The 17,782-nt window shown below is 66.8% G+C and carries 10 protein-coding genes and 6 pseudogenes; 11 read left to right on the top strand and 5 right to left on the bottom strand.

Annotated elements, in window-relative coordinates:
• The first annotated feature begins 2 nt into the window (after window positions 1-2).
• The 4 genes and pseudogenes from OG456_RS38655 to OG456_RS38645 all read left to right on the top strand — a co-directional run.
• Window positions 3-2,348 carry an FUSC family protein gene (locus OG456_RS38655; RefSeq protein WP_266570727.1) on the top strand — a complete coding sequence of 782 codons (2,346 nt, stop codon included), beginning with the start codon at window positions 3-5 and terminating at the stop codon, window positions 2,346-2,348.
• 42 nt (window positions 2,349-2,390) lie between these two features.
• Window positions 2,391-2,678, top strand: a pseudogene (locus OG456_RS50900) (transposase); the annotation flags it as partial.
• 16 nt (window positions 2,679-2,694) lie between these two features.
• Window positions 2,695-2,853 carry a hypothetical protein gene (locus OG456_RS38650; protein WP_266569775.1) on the top strand — a complete coding sequence of 53 codons (159 nt, stop codon included), beginning with the start codon at window positions 2,695-2,697 and terminating at the stop codon, window positions 2,851-2,853.
• A 134-nt stretch (window positions 2,854-2,987) separates the two neighbouring features.
• Window positions 2,988-3,359 (top strand): annotated as a pseudogene (locus OG456_RS38645) (ISAzo13 family transposase); the annotation flags it as partial.
• Window positions 3,360-3,638: 279 nt separating this feature from the next.
• Here the strand turns inward: OG456_RS38645 and OG456_RS38640 are convergent.
• Complete coding sequence (locus OG456_RS38640; RefSeq protein WP_266569774.1) at window positions 3,639-5,609, bottom strand: SpoIIE family protein phosphatase; 1,971 nt, start codon at window positions 5,607-5,609, stop codon at window positions 3,639-3,641.
• A 104-nt stretch (window positions 5,610-5,713) separates the two neighbouring features.
• Here OG456_RS38640 and OG456_RS38635 point away from each other — a divergent pair.
• The 5 genes and pseudogenes from OG456_RS38635 to OG456_RS38615 form a co-directional block, all read left to right on the top strand.
• Window positions 5,714-6,111 (top strand): annotated as a pseudogene (locus OG456_RS38635) (transposase); the annotation flags it as partial.
• Window positions 6,112-6,651: 540 nt separating this feature from the next.
• The gene (locus OG456_RS38630) at window positions 6,652-6,849 is read left to right on the top strand and encodes a YlcI/YnfO family protein (RefSeq protein ID WP_266569773.1); all 198 of its coding nucleotides are present in this window, start codon (window positions 6,652-6,654) and stop codon (window positions 6,847-6,849) included.
• Entirely contained in the window at window positions 6,846-7,154 is a 309-nt protein-coding gene (locus OG456_RS38625) for a hypothetical protein (RefSeq protein ID WP_266569772.1), read from the top strand. The genes OG456_RS38630 and OG456_RS38625 overlap by 4 nt, the downstream gene beginning before the upstream one ends.
• 346 nt (window positions 7,155-7,500) lie before the next feature.
• The gene (gene tnpB / locus OG456_RS38620) at window positions 7,501-8,973 is read left to right on the top strand and encodes an IS607 family element RNA-guided endonuclease TnpB (RefSeq protein ID WP_266569771.1); all 1,473 of its coding nucleotides are present in this window, start codon (window positions 7,501-7,503) and stop codon (window positions 8,971-8,973) included.
• 840 nt (window positions 8,974-9,813) lie between these two features.
• The gene (locus tag OG456_RS38615; RefSeq protein ID WP_266569770.1) at window positions 9,814-10,167 is read left to right on the top strand and encodes a hypothetical protein; all 354 of its coding nucleotides are present in this window, start codon (window positions 9,814-9,816) and stop codon (window positions 10,165-10,167) included.
• A gap of 272 nt (window positions 10,168-10,439) precedes the next feature.
• Here OG456_RS38615 and OG456_RS50600 read toward each other — a convergent pair.
• Window positions 10,440-10,877: pseudogene (locus tag OG456_RS50600) on the bottom strand (alpha/beta fold hydrolase); the annotation flags it as partial.
• Between OG456_RS50600 and OG456_RS38605 the strand changes: the two are divergent.
• Window positions 10,794-11,980 (top strand): IS3 family transposase gene (locus OG456_RS38605; protein WP_266557049.1). Its coding sequence is split into 2 segments (ribosomal slippage): window positions 10,794-11,061 and window positions 11,061-11,980, totalling 1,188 coding nucleotides; the frame shifts between segments, so codons are not numbered across the junction. The pseudogene OG456_RS50600 and the gene OG456_RS38605 overlap by 84 nt on opposite strands.
• Window positions 11,981-12,016: 36 nt before the next feature.
• Here OG456_RS38605 and OG456_RS38600 read toward each other — a convergent pair.
• From OG456_RS38600 to dnaE, 3 genes and pseudogenes are all read right to left on the bottom strand, one after another.
• A pseudogene (locus OG456_RS38600) lies at window positions 12,017-12,391 on the bottom strand (alpha/beta fold hydrolase); the annotation flags it as partial.
• Window positions 12,392-12,697: 306 nt separating this feature from the next.
• Window positions 12,698-13,234 carry a DUF6300 family protein gene (locus OG456_RS38595; protein WP_266569769.1) on the bottom strand — a complete coding sequence of 179 codons (537 nt, stop codon included), beginning with the start codon at window positions 13,232-13,234 and terminating at the stop codon, window positions 12,698-12,700.
• A complete protein-coding gene (dnaE, locus tag OG456_RS38590) occupies window positions 13,231-16,827 on the bottom strand; it encodes a DNA polymerase III subunit alpha (protein WP_266569768.1) in 3,597 nt (1,198 codons plus the stop codon). The genes OG456_RS38595 and dnaE overlap by 4 nt, the downstream gene beginning before the upstream one ends.
• 656 nt (window positions 16,828-17,483) lie before the next feature.
• Here dnaE and OG456_RS38585 point away from each other — a divergent pair.
• Window positions 17,484-17,612: pseudogene (locus OG456_RS38585) on the top strand (hypothetical protein); the annotation flags it as partial.
• Window positions 17,613-17,782: the final 170 nt, after the last annotated feature.

Raw genomic sequence — 17,782 nt, 5'->3', positions numbered from 1 at the left:
TCATGCAGTTCCTGCAGCAACGAGACGCGGGCTTCACCGCGCTCCGCAGGTCCGCCAGAGCTGCCGTCGTCGCGCCGGGTCTTTTCGCGATCACCACAGCGATCACCGACGACGCCACCACGCCTCTCTTCGCAGCCTTCGGCTCGATCGCCATGCTGCTGTTCGTCGAGTTCAGCGGCCCCATGCGGGAGCGGCTCATCGCACAGACCGCTTTGATCGCGGCCGGCGCGACACTGATCTCCCTCGGCACACTCACATCGCAAGAGACATGGCTCGCCACACTGGCAACAGCCCTCGTCAGCTTCCTCCTGCTGTTCTTCGGCGCGGTCAGCTCCACGCTCGCCACCGCCACCACAGCTCTGCTCATCAGCTTCATCCTGGCCGCAACCCTGCCCGGCCCCGTCCAGGCAATACCAGACAGGCTCGCTGGCTGGGCCATGGCCGGCGCCGCGTCCCTTGCGGCCATTCGGTTCCTGTGGCCCACACCCACGAGAGAGCCGTTGAGGAACGCCACCGCACAAGCCTGCAACGCCATGGCGGCGCGGCTCAGGATCGAGGTCGACTGCATGCTCGGCGGCTTCGAACCAGCGAACAAGGCGGCACTCGAGACGATCGTCCCCTCGGCCCAGACAACGGTTAAAACACTACAGACCTCGTTCTACGCGACGCCCTACCGGCCAACAGGACTGACAACGTCCACCCGCATCCTCATCCGCCTCGTCGACGAGGTCCTCTGGCTGGAGACAATCCTCGACCGAGTACCGCTCCCAGAGAAGACAGGACCCGCCGACGCAGAGGTCTGCGATCTCAAAGAAGCCGCCGCCGACCTGCTTGAGACCAGTGCCGAACTCCTGGCAGCGACCGACCACCGGGCACTCGACGAGCTGGACGCGGCCGCGAAACGCCTCGCCCAGACGCGCTCCGCGATGGAGCACGCGACCGTGTCGGCGCGACTGACGGACACCGACAGCACCGCCACAGACCCGGCCTGCGGAGACGCTGAACGCAGGGCCGCCGCGAGCCAGTTCGTCAGCTCGCTCGAACCAAGCTTCCGCGCCCAGGAGATGAGCTTCGCAGTCTCCGCCATCGCGGCCAACATCGGGCTTGTCGTCCAGGCCCGTCAACGCACCCTGTGGCAGCGGCTTACCGGCCAGCACCCCGAACGTGTGCGCTCCACCCTGGCCTCAGCCCAGGAGCGCGCCAAGTCACACGCCGAGCGCCACTCCGTGTGGCTCCACAACAGCGTGCGAGGAGCGATCTCCCTCGGGCTGGCCGTGCTCGTAGCCGATCTAGCCGGAGTGCAACACAGCTTCTGGGTCGCCTTCGGCACTATGGCCGTCCTGCGTTCCAGCGCCCTCCTGACAGGGCAGAGCTCCCTGCGCGCGATCGCGGGCACCACCGCCGGCCTCGTCATTGGCGGCACGCTGGTCTACTTCGTCGGCACGAACACCGCGGTCCTGTGGGCCGTGCTCCCCGCCGCCGTACTGTTCACAGGACTCGCACCGGCGACGATCTCGTTCGCCGCCGGGCAAGCAGGCTTCACGATCTCAATCCTCATCCTGTTCAACATCCTTGAGCCCACTGGATGGACGGTCGGCCTGGTGCGCATCGAGGACGTCACCATCGGCTGCGCAGTGAGCGTGCTGATAGGACTCCTGTTCTGGCCCCGGGGCGCGGGATCAGCCCTCGGCCTGGCCACAGCGGAGGCCTTCGCCGAAAGCATCCGATATCTGCGCAGCGCGATCGGATACGGCGTGACACGCTGCGACAGGCTCATCCCCACGACCCCTGTGCCAGAAGACGAGCGCTCCCGTGCGGCCGCGGCTGCCCGCCGACTGGATGACGCCTTCCGCGGATTCCTCGCCGAACGCGGCACGAAACATGTGCCGCTGTCCGATGCCACCGCACTGATCACAGCCGTCGCCGTGCTGCGCCTGACCGCAGACGCGGTGCTCGACCTGTGGAGTCGGGACCGGGGAACACCCGCCGGCGACAGGACCGCGGCGCGCACAGAGATCGATCAGGCCGGAACCGCACTTGCCGCCTGGTACGAGAAGACAGCGAACGCCCTGTCCGGATTTGGGGAAGTGCCTAACCATGCCGACCAGGATCCAGCAGCCGGAGCGCGGCTCATCCATGCCGTGGAGCGAGACCTCAACGACGGCGAAGGCCGATGGTCCTCCACCGCCATCCGCGTCGTATGGACCGCCGACCACATCGAAGCCGCCCGCAGGCTCGAGTCGGACGTGCTGAAGCCAGCCCAGGCCGTGGCAAGACTGCAACGTGACCACAATGCGCGTATGAGCCCCTTCCGTCGAACACAACCGCCTCATACTCCCCGATGCTGAGCCACGATCCTCGCGAAGACATCATCCGGTCGACGTCGCCGGATGACTCAGAGCTGCCCACCAAAGGCTGGCTCGGTGCCGTCCTGGCGGTCGCGGGCAGGCTCACCCACGTCGCCGACCGCACCGTACGTCAAGCCCGCGCGGCGGCCGCCGCACCAGAACCGCCGTCGGCCGTGTCGAGCCCGACATCGCGCCGCTCGCCCACGGCGGTCGACGCAGTGGGGGAGGAAGTACTCGCCTGAGTTCCGGGCAGATGCCGTCGCGCTGTATCACTCGAGCCCGGGTGGGACGTACGCGTCGGTGGCCAAGGACCTGGGCGTCAACCACGAGACGCTCCGCACAGTGGGTGCGGGATGCCGAGCAGGGTGCCCGGCCCGGGGCGGTGGAGGCCACCGCGATGGAGAAGGAGTACCGGCAGCTGCGGGCGCGGATGAAGGAACTCGAGCTCGAGTGGGAGATCCTGCGGAGGGCCGCGAAGTACTTTGCGGCGGAGACCAGTTGGTGAGGACCCGTAATTTAACTACTGCCGGATTCGGGCCGATACCTCGGTGCTGCCATGCAGTTGGGCTGTTTTGAAGGCTCCCCTCCCTGGAGGGAGGAGATTCTCCACCCTCCAGGGCTCCGGATGAAGTCCTGGCAGTGCTGGATGCGAAGTTCGCGACGGTGCTCCCGCATCTGGACGAGCGGCAGCGCCGTCTGTATCTGGCTTCCGAGGCGGGGGCTCTGGGGCATGGCGGGATCGCGGCCGTGGCCAGGCTGGCGGAGGTCTCGGAGTCGACGGTCGCACGAGGGCGTGAGGAACTCGCGGTCGGAGCAGAGGCGTTGGGTCGGGTGCGCAGACCGGGCGGCGGGCGCAAGTGCGCTGCCGAACGCGACCCTGGTCTGGTGGCGGCTCCCGAGTTGTTGATCGAGCCGCGTGAGGTGGGTGATCCGGTGTCCCCGCTGCGCTGGACCACTGCCTCGCTGCGGGACTTGTCCCGGGAGCTGACCGATGCCGGTCATCCAGTGTCGAAAAGGCGCCGAGCGGGCCGGAGCGTGCATCACGGGAGCGCGCGGTGGACGAGGCGGAAGCGATCCTGTGCGATGGCTTGAGCCCGAGTTGCCTCGCGGCGTCCCTCACGGTGAGCGCACTGGGGCGCGCGCTGCTCGGCCTCGAACAGTTCGCGGGAGGCGACCGATGAGCCCGAAGCGCGCTGCCACAGCCGAGCACATCGAGATCCCCGGCATCTGCTTCATCCAGCAGCCGGAGAGCACGCTGCGCTGCACCCTGTCGGCCGGCCACTCCGGGCGTCATCCTGTGCGTCGGATGACCAGTACAGCCACATCATCAATGTGGTCCACCGCGATCGCTGCGTCGAGGATTCGGTCAGCGGTCGCCTCTGCGTTCAGCCCGGCGTGGAGGGCTTTGCCAGCCAGTGATCCGGCCAACTCCAGCCCGGCATCCAACGTCAAGCCGGGCGCTTCCACCACGCCGTCGGTGACCATGACCAGCGCGCTGTCCTCGTCCAGGGTGAAGGTCACCTCGGCGTAATCGGCCTCGGGCACGACTCCCAGAACCGGCCCTCCCGGCAGCTCGCGGACGTCGTGACTGCCGTCCTTGTGCGCACACAGCAGCGGCACGTGGCCGGCGCTGGTGCCAGTGACCTTTCCGTCGGGGGTATCGAGATGCAGCATGGTGCAGCTGGCGAAGCGTTCGACGCCCATCGTGACGAGCAACTCGTTGGCGCGCTTCAGAATGGTTCCCGGATCTGGTTCGTGGGCGGCGATCGCGCGCACGGACGAGCGCACTTGTCCCATAAGAGCGGCAGCGTCCACGTCGTGCCCTTGAGCGTCACCGATCTCCAGGGCGACCGCGCCGTCGGGCATGACGAAGGCGTCGTACCAGTCTCCGCCGATGTCGAGCCCGTCCTGGCTCGGTCGGTAGCGAGCGGCGACCTCCAGGCCTGGAAGGTGCTCCGGTAGCGTGGGGAGCATGGTCTGCTGAAGCGCCGTAGCCAGCTCGATACGTGCCTTTTGCAATCTGATGCGTTTCAGTGCCTGGCCGGCTAGATCAGTCAGAGTGGTCATGAGGGCACGCTCGTGCGGGGACGAGTGGTGCTCGCTGTCGTAGGTCACCCCCCAGGCCCCGAGCGGTTGATCGCCGAGCGGGCTGAGGGGGCTTGTTGAGACAGCAAAGTTGGCGCCGATCTGGTCGATCCACGGCAATGTGACACTGTGCGACCAGCGGCGGATGTATTCATTCTGGTTGGGAATGAACTGTGGCTTGCCGGTGCGGATCGCATATGTGAGCGGGTTCGGAGCGTCCAGAGACAGGTCTTGCAGAGCTTTGGCCACCGGCAGCGGGATCCCGGCATCGGAGAAGGCGCGCAGGCGGCCTTCGTCGACGAGCACCAGCGCGGCGCCGGTGCCACCGAAGGTCGCAGCGAGCCGGGTCAGGACGACCTGCTGCAGTTCTTGCTCCGTGGCTGCGGTGATCAGGGCGGAGGAGAAGTCGGCGACCTCGTCGGCGCGCTGTCGCTCAGCACTCAGCGCGACCAGCGCTCTCCGTCGGCGCGCTTGCCGCTGAGTGTCGTCCCGGACCACCGCGAAGGTCCGCTCTGGGCCGCCGTATCCCAGGTTGATCCGACGGGCCTGGCAGGTCAGATGGTGCCAGTCGTCGTTCTCAGTGAGGTACCGCAACCCGATCCAGGGGGACTGGACGGCGGCCGTACGCACGAGCCGCCGCAGGGCCTCCCGGTCATCCGGGTGGGTTCGCCGCACTACGCTGGACAAGGACGCCGAGGCCTCCGGGAACAGCAACGCCAGGGCGGGTGCGCCGCCCATCCACTCCACCTGGTGGTCATGGGGTGCGCACATGCACAGACCGAGATTGGCGGCCTTGGCCGCCAATCGGAACGTAATCAGCAGACCGCTCAGGTCGTTCTCAGCGTGCAACGAGTGCACCCAGACGAGCTGCTCGCCACCTGTGGGATCATTCACTGCCCGCGCCTCGATCAAGCAGATAACGGATGCTTGGCCCGGCCCGGGGAACTCCAGCACCCTCATCACGACCGTCCTCGTCGTGGCGGCGTGGGCCAAGAGACTCTCGGCTGACAGCCGCTGGCTCGCGGGCAACAGATTACCGAAGTCACGACCCACGCATTGCTCCGCTGACCTGCCCAGCGTCCTGGCCATCGCGGCATTGAGGCTGTGGATGGCACCGTCCATGGTCAGAAGAGCCGACGGAGCAGTGCTTCGAAGGAGTTCGTCCGAGGCGTCCATCTGCCGCTCCCTGACAGTCGGCGAGCGATGCTTATGTCCCTATTCATCCTATTCCGGCTCCCCGGGGTTCGTGTTGCCCAATCAAGGCACCCGACTGTGCTCCGCTCCCACAGGCGCTGTCCGTCGCAATCTCGGGGGCGAACGTGCACGACAGCCAGGCCCTGATCCCCCTCGTGCAAGAGATGCCGCCGATCCGCTCCCGCCGCGGACGCCGACGACGCAAGCCCGCAAAGCACCACGCCGACAACGGCTACGACCACCCCCCACCTGCAACGATGGTTACACCAGCGCGGCACCCAGCACCGCATCGCGCGGAAAAGAGTCGAGTTCACAGCGACTGGGCCGCCACCGCTGGACCGTCGAACGCACCACGGCCTGGCTCGCCGGCAGCCGCCGCCTCCACCGACGCTACGAGCGCAAAGCCCAGCACTTCCTCGCCTTCACAAGCATCGCCTGCACCCTCATCTGCTACCGCCGACTCATCAAACGAGATGACTTCTAAGTGGGAGAGGAATGCCGTTGCCAACAGCCGCGGCGATCCGAACGGCCAACTTCGGTACTCCGGGCACCAGTTCCTCGGTTAGGCCGCGACTCGGTGTCACGGACGCCGAGGCCGGTTCCTCGGGCTAGGCCGAACGCCGGTGTGGCGTCATCGACAGCAAGCTCAGCCGCTGGTGGGATAGGCGAGCAGGCCGTCGTCGCCGAGCACGAGGCCCGTTGAATCATTGACGTACATCGGCGCAGCGCCGGGGTCAGGCAAGTCCTTTCCGGACCGCGAGTCCAGAGCGGCAGGGCTGACGGCGGTCGAAGGCGTGTGCGCGGACCTGACGGGGTGCCGCCGCAGACGTCCAGGCGTCGCTGTGTGAGGCGATCGGCGAAGCCCTCGATCACGGTCTTGCCGCCCGCCGCTACCGGGGCAGTGCCCCTTTACGGCACCGGTCTGTGACCGCCGCTGCCTGACTGTCACGGGCGTAGGCGCCAGGGCCGGGCAAATCGCTGCCATTACGTGACGCCACCGCTTTGTGGTGTCTAGTCTGGTGTCATGTCGATTACCCCGATGACGCTGCGCGTGCCCGACGAGCTCGCACCCGCGATCAGGCAGGCGGCGAAGGCGGCCGGTCTGAGCACCAATGCCTACATCGTCCGCGCCGCCCGCCGCGCCGCGACCCTCGACGCCGGTCACCAGCTCGCCGCGCTCGGCCTCGGCCAGGACCTGGCGGGCGAGGGCGACAGTCTGTGACAGGGGAGATCAAGCGCGGGGATGTCTGGTCCCTGCCCGATGACCGTCACGTCCTGGTGGTGTCCCTGACCGGCCTCGACGAGGCGTACGGAGCCGTCCTCACGATCGTGCTGCACCCCGCCGGCCGCTACCCCGACACCGCCATGTCCGTCGTCATTGCCGACCCGATCCCCTGCACCGCAGTCGCCGTGAACCTCCAACAACTGCGCGCCGTCCGCTTCGCCGAGGCGACCCACCGCGGCACCGTCGACCCCGCCACCATGGCCCGCGTCGACCAGGCCCTACGCGCCGTCCTCGACCTCTGACCAGCAGCCGTGCTGTCTGGCGGCGAGTCGTACGTGACGACGTCGCATGGTCTGGTGGTTGAGGTGCTGGCAGGTACAACCCGTCATGCCGTGGTGATCGTGACGCGGGTGCGGTAGCCGCATGTCGGGACCCGCGGGCGGGCTCGGTGGGCGCCGCCTGTCGTCCGGGTCGCAGGGGGCTAACAACTGCTGCGGGATGCATAGTCGGATCTCAACGAACGTCTTCTTTTCTCTGACGCTTGGGGTGCTCGTCCCGCCAGGCATCCAGGGCTTTTGCCTCATCCGTTGATCTGTTCCATGATGCGTGGTGCATAGTCAATGACTGTCTAGTGAGGGGGTGTTCAGGGTGAAGAAGTTCCAGGCGCAGCCGGGCTTTGTGGTGCAGGCGTTCCGTTTCGCCCTGGACCCGAATGTGACTGAGGAATCCGCGCTGCGGTCGCACTGCGGGGCTGCTCGGGGCGCGTACAACTGGGCTGTCGGCTGGGTGACGGCCTCGTGGTGGCAGCGGAATTCGGAAGCCTCGTACGGGGTCGCCGAGGAGGAGCTGACGCCGTGGCGGCCGTGGTCGCTGCCCGCGCTGCGTAAGGAGTTCAACCAGGTCAAGCGCACCGATCCGCGCTATGCCGACTGGTGGCACGAGAACTCCAAGGAGGCGTACAGCACCGGCCTGGCCAACGCGGCTGCCGCGTTCGACAACTACGCGAAGTCGAAGAACGGCCGCCGCAAGGGCGCCCGCATGGGTACGCCACGTTTCAAGTCCAAGCGCAAGGCCCGTCTTGCGTGCCGGTTCACCACCGGTAGCATCCGCGTGGCCGACGAGGGGCACGTGACGCTGCCGGTGCTCGGAACCATCCGCACCCATGAGTCCACCGTCAAGCTTGTGGCCCGCGTGCAGGCCGGAATGGCACGCATCCTGTCCGCGACGGTGCGGCATGAGCGGGGCCGCTGGTTCGTGTCCTTCCAGACCGAGGTCAAGCTGGAGATCACCCCCGTGGCCCGTCCTGGTGTCGCAGTCGGTATCGACCTCGGGGTGAAGGTGCTCGCGGTGATGGCCGACAGTGCCGGACAGATCGGTTACGTCGACAACCCCAAGCACTACGAGGGCGAACAAAAGCGGCTGCGGCGTCTGTCCCGTCGTGTGTCGCGCCGCCAGGGGCCGGCCGTGCACGACCCCGCCACCGGCAAGACCATCCGCCGGGAACCATCGAAACGATGGGTCAAGGCGAACGCCGAACGCAACCGCGTGCACCACCGCGTGGCGAACCTCCGCGAAGACGCCCTGCACAAGCTCACCACCGCCGTGCGTGCCGAGTACGGCACCGTCGTGGTCGAAGACCTCAACGTCGCCGGCATGCTCCGCAACCGCCGTCTGGCACGGAAGATCGCCGATGCCGGATTCGCAGAGATCCGCCGTCAGCTCACCTACAAAGGCCAGCGCAACGCCTGCCCCACGGTCGTCGCCTCGCGCTGGTACCCGTCCTCGAAAACCTGCTCGTCGTGCAAGACGGTGAAAGCCAAACTGCCCCTGCACGTCCGAGTGTTCTCCTGCGACGCGTGCGGCCTGGTCATCGACCGGGACGAGAACGCTGCCCGTAACCTCGCCGACCTCGCATCGGCCGGCACAACCGGTACCGGAGTGGCCGGAGACCGGGGCACGCCCAGCGTGCCGAAACCGCGTGGAGCCGACCAGAAGACCCGCGCCAGCCGGGCCAGCCGCAAAGCTGACCCGGTGCGGGCAGGTGGCGCAAACCCGCCCCACAGGCGGAAGGAACCGCGAGACCTTCAACAGGACACCACCGCCCAGCTCGGGCTGTGGTGACACCGTTAAGGACCATCTGTGCGCAAACGCACGGATTGCTGAGATCTGACTATGACCTCAGCAACGGCAAGGCTTCGCAGGCGTGGAAGCCCGTGATCAGCTACCAGGCCATGCTGATGGTCGGCTCGCTGGCCAGCCTGAAGGAGGCGTGATGCTGCGCTGGACTCCAGTCGTCTCCAGGGCGGTTATCGAGATCCTCGGAGAGGACCTGATCATTCCTGCCTTCGGCTGGGTCACCGGCGGCGTGCCTCTGTTGCCGCAGTCGAGTTGACAGCAATATCTCCCGCGTCTTGGAGGGCAGTCCATTGCCATCATGAGCCGGCTACCTGGTCCGTCGGGCGCTGTCGCGGAGATCCAGGCGTCAGCTGACTCCGTGGACAGTTCTGATCAAACACATGACGCTGGTCCGTAACTTGGCAGGATGCGTACCTGACGGCATTCAACGACCCGGGTGCGGGACGGAGTAGCGGCTCAATAGCGGAAATTCGTGATTGGGGGCGTGTCTGGGATACCTATGACCCGGCGGTCCTCGGGACGCGGAACATGCCCCATACGGACCGGCTCAGGAACCGTTCCCCCAGATCTCGCGTGTCCTCCTTTGTGCCGACTGTTGCTGAGGGGGACTGGATGCGAGTTCGGACGCTGGTGAGTGTGGCGGTATCGACTTGCGTGGCGCTGGCCGCGTGCGCGTGTGGTCCGGAGAAGTCGGAAGAAGACACGTCCACGGCCGCGAAGCCTTCGCAGTCGTCCGAATCGGCGCGGCCCGAAGAACCGTCGGCCACGCCGTCCGCGTCTCCTCGGACCGAGAAGCCGTCGGCCGAGCCGACCGGGGACCAGCCCGTGCCCAGGACGAAGGAGGGCGCGATCCAGCGGTACGAGCAGTACCTCCATGCTGTGGGCCGTGAGGACATCGACACGGTCTGCGAAGTGGCCGGGCCCGCCGCGAAGCAGGCAGAGGACCAGGGGTTCGGCCCGTGCACGTCGACGTTCATCGTCACGTTCCAGATGATCTCGCCTGCGCAGAAGAAGGCCCTGCGAACCGCGACGGTCGACCCGCAGCGCGTCGCTGTGCTGGCTCCCGACAAGGTCGAGATCCCGACCGAAGCGATCAGGGCCTCCGTCACTTTCTCCGAGAGCGAGCTCGGCAGCAGCACCCTGGAGTACCTCAAGAGCAATTGGTACATCACCGACTGAACCCGATGCGCCGTCGGCAGAGCCGCATGGCGGACGGCTGGCTGATCCCGAGTCCCGCGGGAAGCGTGGCGGCAGCGGCGAGGAGACGTCGGTCACGGCTGCCAGGTGTGGGCGGGCAGTTGGTCGGCGAGGGTGGTGAAGTAGCGCTGGACCGCGCGGTCGCCGCCCGTCAGGTGAAACTCGCCGTCCGCTACGAAGCGACTGTGCTCATCGCTGCGATCAACGAGTGGTTGTGACTCCGTCGTCTCGACTGCGCGGGGTGTCGGTGGCGAGAGTAGTTCCCCTAGGAGTTCTACGAGGAGATCGGGCTGCCCGACGAACGGGGAGTGGCCCGTCTGCCACTCGCGCACATCGGTGCAGCGGGAGGCCATCTTCCGTTGCAGGCGCGGGTCGATGGCCCGGTCCTGTGCACAGACGACGTAGGTGGCGGGAGTGTGCTTCCAGCTGTGGTGCTCTGGGACTCCTCGCCCGCAGCCGGGGGCTTGTGCACGCAGCAGGCCAACTGCCCAGGCGGCTAGGCGTTCGGGGCAGTCGCCGTAGAGGGGGTCGATATGAGCTGAACCGGATTTTGTAGCGGCCCTGAAGCCAGGCATGATCGCCTCGGCAGATGGGAGAACACAGGTCCGATGCCTGCACCACGGAAGTACCCCGACGAGCTGCGTGAGCGAGCCGTCCGCGAAGTCCAGACCTCGGGCCGTCCGGTCGCTCATGTCGCGAAGGACCTGGGCATCCACAAGGAGGCCCTGCGCGGCTGGGTCCGCCAGGCCGAGGCGGACAAGGGTGACCGGCCTGATCTGCTGACCACCGCCGAACGGACCGAGCTGACCCAACTCCGCAAAGAAATAGCCGAGTTGCGTCGGGCAAACGAGATCCTGAAGGCCGCCTCGGTGTTTTTCGCGAAGGAGCTCGACCAGCCCCGCACGAGGCTGACGCGGTGATCAACCACCTCCGCGACGACTTCGGGGTCGAGCCCGTATGCCGGGAACTGGACCTCTCGGTCTCGGCATTCAATGCCCGCCGTCGGCGCCCGAAGTCCGCCCGGCGCCTGCGCGACGAACAGCTCATCGAGCACATCCGGCGCATCCATGACACGTCCGGCGAGACCTACGGAGCCCGGCGCATCCACCGCCAGCTGCGGCGCGAGGGCATCACCACGGCCCGCTGCACCATCGAGCGCCTCATGCGCGAAGACGGCCTGGAAGGCGTGATCCGCGGGCAGCGGCGCCGCACCACGATCCCCGAGCCGACCGCGCCCAGGCCGCCCGATCTGGTCAACCGGCGCTTCACCGCGAGCCGGCCGAACCAGCTGTGGGTCGCCGACCTCACCTATATCCGCACCTGGTCGGGCTGGGTATACGTCGCCTTCGTCCTGGACGTGTACTCGCGGATGATCGTCGGATGGCAGCTCGCCACCCACATGCGGACCGATCTCCCGCTGGACGCACTGGAGATGGCCTTGTGGCGGCGGGGAATCAAGAAGGGCTCGGGTCTGATTCATCACAGCGACCGCGGGTCGCAATACGTATCAATTCGGTACGGTGAGCGGCTGGTTGAGGCCGGCGCGACCGCATCTGTCGGCTCCGTCGCGGACAGCTATGACAACGCGATGGCCGAAGCCCTCAACGGTTCCTTCAAGGCCGAGCTCATCGAGCATCAAGGCCCCTGGCGGGACGCTGACCAGGTCGAACGTGCCGTCGTCCAATGGGTCGGCTGGTACAACACCGAGCGCCTGCACTCCGCCCTCGACTACCTCCCACCCGAGGAATTCGAGGCCCGGCACTACCGATCGCAGGCAGCTCCAAACGCCGCCTGAAACCAGAGAAACCGGCCGCTACGAAACTCGGGGCAGCTCAATAGCCCGGTCGGGGTGCAGACTGGTCGAGTCATCCGGCTCAGAGCTGATCGCGTCCTGGAGCTGCGAGGATGCCCCACCCAGCCCGGCCGCGCTCTCGTCGACATCCAGCACGAAGGCCGCCAGATAGGCCAGGTGCCCCGCGCCACGCACCCCGGTGATCACCGACCCACCGTAGGAGTGACCGAGCACAATCGCAGGCTCCGGCAGTGCATCGATAGCGGCCTGGACGACGGCAGTGTCAGCAGCCAACGAGCCCCGGTGGAGCTCGGGAACGACGACCTCGGTTCCCGTGCTCCGCAAGCGTTCCGCCACCATGTCGAAGTGCTCAGGGCGGTGATACAGGCCGTGAACGAGCACCACAGCGGCCAACTTGCCCACCTCCTCAGATCGCCAGGGCAGTGAGCCCAGCTCCGCAAGGTGACCCGCCATCACCAATACCTTGATTCGCTTTCGAGACACGGCCCAAACGTGTTGCAGAAGGCTGGGTTCGGGCAGGTCGCGGGGCCGGTTTTGGGGCTGGCTTGCTCACGCGGCCATGGCGCGCTTGTGCATGGCCGGCGGCCCGGTCAGGGGTGCGGGCTGCGTGTCCCCCTCACGCGTTCCGCGGCCCGGCTGCTTGATTGCAGACCGGGCCCCTCTCGTGTTCTGTGCCCCTGCCGATGTCGGGGGCGGCGGCTACAGGTCGCCTCGCTGCCACTGTTCGAGCTGCCCGTTGAGCAGTTCCTCGTCGGCCGTACGGTGGCGGACCGACTCCAGCCAGGCCGCGGTGAGCCCGCCGAACGTCTCCAGGTTGTCCGGGGAGAGTCCCTTATCGGAAGCGAGGAGCGCCAACAGGTCAGCTGCCGCCGGTTCGAGCTGCTTGTTGAGCGGCTCCTCGTCGGCCGTATGGTGGCGGTCCGTCTTCAGCGAGGCCGCGGTGAGCCCGCTGAACGTCTCCAGGTTGTCCGGCGAGGTTTCCTTGTCGACGGCGAAGAGCGCCAACAGGTCGGCCGCCGCTGGGTTGTCCGGGTCGCAGCCGGTGCTCACACAGAGCGCTGCTTCCCTGAGCCCTCGGACATCCTGGCCGCGTCTGTTTGTCCACGCGTTCGCGAACTGAGCGACGAGTACCGTCGTCTCCTCGCACTTCGGACACGGCGGGGTGACCTCAATCTTGAGGAGGATCTCTTCGTCGTCCTGGATCCCGGACTGCTGCTCCTCGGTCACGTCGGTCACGCCACGCCCTGCCATGCATCGGCGCCGAAACTGCCCTTAATGTCCGAGGCGACTGACGTCGCGTCTACCTTCGACCCGAGCTGGTACACGGTGGTTTTGCTGGGGCCCCGGACCGCCAGGCGCACCGGGCTTTCCCCGGGGTGCGCGCCGAGGATGCGGCCCAGCACTTTCACCGACTGCCCGGTGATGCGGTGGTAGGGGAGTGCGAGCTGTACGGGGGCTGCCCCTGAGCGCTCGGCCGACGATACGTCCAGCACCTGCAACTCCTGTCCGAAGATGGAGACGGTTCCGTCGCGGTCGTTGATGCGGCCTTGCACGGACACCACGGCGTCTTCCACCAGGGCGCCGGCCACGAGCTGGTAGGTGGCGGGGAAGAAGAGGACTTCCATCGTGCCGTCGCGGTCGGCGAGGTTGACGATGGCCCAGGCGTTGCCCTGCTTGGTCATTTTCGGCTGGACGCTGGTGATCAGGCCGGACAGGCGGGTGGTGCCCTCGGTGCGGCCTGAGGCGAGCAGGTCGACGATCGTGGAGTCGCGGTTTGTGGAGAGGATGTGGTCGGCGCCGTCGAGCGGGTGCGCGGACACGTACATGCCCAGCATCTCCCGCTCGGTGGCCAGGAGTTGTTTGCGCGGCCACTCCTCCTCGCCGATCTCCACCTGCATCATCGCGATGCTGTCGTCGCTGGCCTCGGCGCCGAGCCCTGCGAAGAGGTCGTCCTGCCCGTAGGCGGCGGCCTTCTTCAGCGGGACGACGGCGTCGATGGCCATTTCGTGCGCCGCTGACAGGCCCCGGCGGGTGTGCCCGAGGGAGTCGAACGCGCCGCCCTTGACCAGGGATTCGACGGCGCGCTTGTTGAGTGCGGGGAGGTCGACCTTGTCGAGGAAGTCGGCGAACGAGGTGTATTTGCCCCCGGAGCGGCGTCCCGCGACGATCGACTCGATGACGTTCTCGCCGACGTTGCGCACTGACAGCAGGCCGAAGCGGACGTCGTCGCCGACGGCGGTGAACTCGGCGATCGACTCGTTCACGTCGGGCGGCAGGACGGTGACGCCGAGCTTGCGGGCGTCGGCGAGGTAGATGCCGGCCTTGTCCTTGTCGTCGCCGACCGAGGTGAGCAGCGCGGCCATGTACTCGGCCGGGTAGTTCGCCTTGAGGTAGGCGGTCCAGTAGGAGACCAGGCCGTATCCGGCGGTGTGGGACTTGTTGAAGGCGTAGCCGGAGAACGGGAGCATGACGTCCCAGATGGCCTTGATGGCCTCTTCCGAGTAGCCGTTGGTCTCCATGCCGTCGTGGAACTTCTGCCACTCGGCGGCCAGTACTTCGGGCTTCTTCTTGCCCATCGCGCGGCGCAGCATGTCGGCGCCGCCGAGCGTGTAGCCGGCCAGGGTCCGGGCGATGGCCATGATCTGCTCTTGGAAGATGAGCAGGTGGTGGGTGGAGCCCAGGATCGGGTCGAGGATTTCCTTGAGCTCCGGGTGGATCGGGGCCGGTTCCTGCTTGCCGTTCTGGCGCAGCGCGTAGTTGGTGTGCGCGTTGGCGGCCATCGGGCCGGGCCGGTACAGGGCGAGAGCAGCGGCGATGTCCTCGAATCGGGACGGCTCCATCAGCTTCAGCAGGGCGCGCATGCCGCCGCCGTCGAGCTGGAAGACGCCGAACGTGTCGCCTCGGCCCAGCAGTTCGAACGTCTTCTTGTCGTCGAGCGGGATGACCTTGACCCGGTCATCGCCGTTGCCCGGGTCGACGGTGGCCAGGTGGACGCCACGGTTGTCACGGATGTTCTTCAGCGCGTGGTCGATGACGCCCAGGTTGCGCAGGCCGAGGAAGTCCATCTTGACCAGCCCCATGTTTTCGCAACTGGGGTAGTCAAAGCCGGTGATCTTGACGCCGTCCTTGGCGCGCATGTGCAGCGGGATGCGCTCGGTCAGCTTCGTCTTGGACAGGATCACTGCGGCCGCGTGCACGCCGGTACCGCGGGTCAGGCCCTCGACGCCCTTGGCGGTGTCGATGACCTTCTTGACGTCCGGCTCGTTCTCGTACATCGCCCGGATCTCGCCCGCCTCGCCGTAGCGCGGGTGGGCGGCGTCGAAGATGCCGTCCAGCGGGATCGACTTGCCCATGATGTCGGGCGGCAGCGCCTTGGTGATCCGCTCCCCGTGCTGGAAGGGGTAGCCCAGGATCCGTGAGCTGTCCTTGATCGCGTTCTTGGCTTTGATCTTGCCGAAGGTGTTGACCATGGCGGTGTACTCGTCGCCGTACTTCTCGGTGACGTAGCGGACCATGGTGTCGCGCTGGCGGTCGTCGAAGTCGAGATCGACGTCCGGGGGGTTGATGCGCTCGGGGTTGAGGAACCGCTCGAACAGCAGGCCATGCTCCAGTGGGCACAGCTCGGTGATGCGGGTCGCGTACGCCACGATCGAGCCGGTGGCCGAGCCTCGGCCGGGGCCGACCGGGATGCCGTTGTCCCTCGCGTGGCGGCAGATGTCGGCGACCACGAGGAAGTACGAGGAGAACCCCATCGGACCGATGATGCTCATCTCGGTCTCGAAGCGCTCCATGACCTCGTCGGGAATGGGGGCGCCGTAGCGCATCTCCAGTCCCTTGAGGACGTCCTTGCGCAGCCAGGACTCCTGCGTCTCCCCTTCGGGAACGTCGGGATACTGCGGCATCTCATCGACGTTCTCGAAGACGGAGTCGTAGGACTGGACGCGCTCGGCGATCAGCAGCGTGTTGTCGCACGCCTCCGGCAGTTCCGAGAACAGCTCACGCATCTCGGATGCGGTCTTGAGGTAATAGTCGTTGCCCGAGAACCGGAACCGCTTCTCGTCGGCCTTGTTCTTGCCGACGCCGATGCACAGCAGGTTGTCGTGCGCGTCGGACTGGTCCGCGTGGACGTAGTGCGCATCGTTGGTGGCCAGGAGCGGGATCTTCAGATCCTTGGCCAGGCGTAGCAGCCCGTCCCGGACCTGCTTCTCGATCGACAGGCCGTGGTCCATCAGCTCCAGGAAGTAGCTCTCCCGGCCGAAGATTTCCTGGTAGGTGGCAGCGGTCTCGCGGGCCTCGTCGTACTGGTTCAGCCGCAGCCGCGTCTGGATCGCACCGGAAGGACATCCGGTCGTCGCGATGATGCCCTCGGCGTGCTCGCTGATCAGTTCCATGTCCATGCGCGGCTTGCCGGCCGGGAACTGGCCCGAGTAGGACGCCTCGGTGGACATGTAGAAGAGATTCTTGAGGCCCTGGACGTTCTCGGCCCACATGGTCATGTGGGTGAACCGGCCGCCTCCGGAGACGTCCTTCGAGCCTTCGCCGTCGTCCGACATGGCCCGCTGCCCGCCGGGCCCCCAGAACTCCTGCTTCCGGTTACGCCGCGAGGACGGGGCGACGTACGCCTCGATCCCGACGATCGGCTTGACGCCGTCGAAGCCCTTGCTCACCGAGTGGAACTCGTAGGCACCGAACATGTTGCCGTGGTCGCTCATGGCGACCGCGGGCATGCCCTGACGGTCGACTTCGGCGAACATCGGCTTGAGCTTCTGAGCGCCGTCGAGCATCGAGTATTCGGTGTGATTGTGCAGGTGAACAAAGCTATCGGCCACCGGGCAGACACCTCCGAAGCAGGTTGAGGGAAGCCCTCACCCTATGCCTCTGAGGAAGATCAGATTCGCGGCCCGCCGATGTCTGAGCGGGTGTGATCGAGGCCTCGGGCGGTGACCTTCGGCTATCACCGAGTGAGAAGGGGAAGATTCGCGCAGTAGCACCTGTCGCGTGTCTCGGGCGATCTTCACGCATGCTCGACAGGCCTTGGTTTCATTCCTCTCCGGCACCAAGACCTGACCGAGACCAAGCGTGCCCGCGCGCTGCTCGCCGAGGAGCACGGGGACGACGTGCCGTCCGGGCGAGGTCCGCGGTGGACCCCGTCGAGCGCGGCCGCGGCTTCCTGCTGCAGGCTTGAGACGCCCAGTGCTCGGTCTCTGACGGGAAGACAGTTTGTCTTCTGCTGGGAGGTGCCAGCGCTCGCGGGGATTCGGCCCTGGGGCTCCCGGTGAGCCGGAGGCTGGGGCGGTCACAGGTCGCGGAAGTCCTGGGTGGTGGGGCTAACAACTGCTGCGGGATGCATAGTCGGATCTCAACGAACGTCTTCTTTTCTCTGACGCTTGGGGTGCTCGTCTCGCCAGGCATCCAGGGCTTTTGCCTCATCCGTTGATCTGTTCCATGATGCGTGGTGCATAGTCAATGACTGGCTAGTGAGGGGGTGTTCAGGGTGAAGAAGTTCCAGGCGCAGCCGGGCTTTGTGGTGCAGGCGTTCCGTTTCGCCCTGGACCCGAATGCGACTGAGGAATCCGCGCTGCGGTCGCACTGCGGGGCTGCTCGGGGCGCGTACAACTGGGCTGTCGGCTGGGTGACGGCCTCGTGGTGGCAGCGGAAGGCGGAAGCCTCGTACGGGGTCGCCGAGGAGGAGCTGACGCCGTGGCGGCCGTGGTCGCTGCCCGCGCTGCGTAAGGAGTTCAACCAGGTCAAGCGCACCGATCCGCGCTATGCCCACTGGTGGCA

Origin of the sequence: Streptomyces sp. NBC_01446, from assembly GCF_026340095.1 — a bacterium.
GTDB lineage: Bacteria > Actinomycetota > Actinomycetes > Streptomycetales > Streptomycetaceae > Streptomyces > Streptomyces aureus.
This window is presented reverse-complemented; position numbering and strand designations above follow the sequence as displayed.

Coding starts and splice junctions, on each gene's coding strand:
- OG456_RS38655 (WP_266570727.1), top strand. CDS start 3: ATGCAGTTCCTGCAGCAACGAGACGCGGGCTTCACCGCGCTCCGCAGG.
- OG456_RS38640 (WP_266569774.1), bottom strand. CDS start 5,609: ATGGACGCCTCGGACGAACTCCTTCGAAGCACTGCTCCGTCGGCTCTT.
- OG456_RS38630 (WP_266569773.1), top strand. CDS start 6,652: ATGTCGATTACCCCGATGACGCTGCGCGTGCCCGACGAGCTCGCACCC.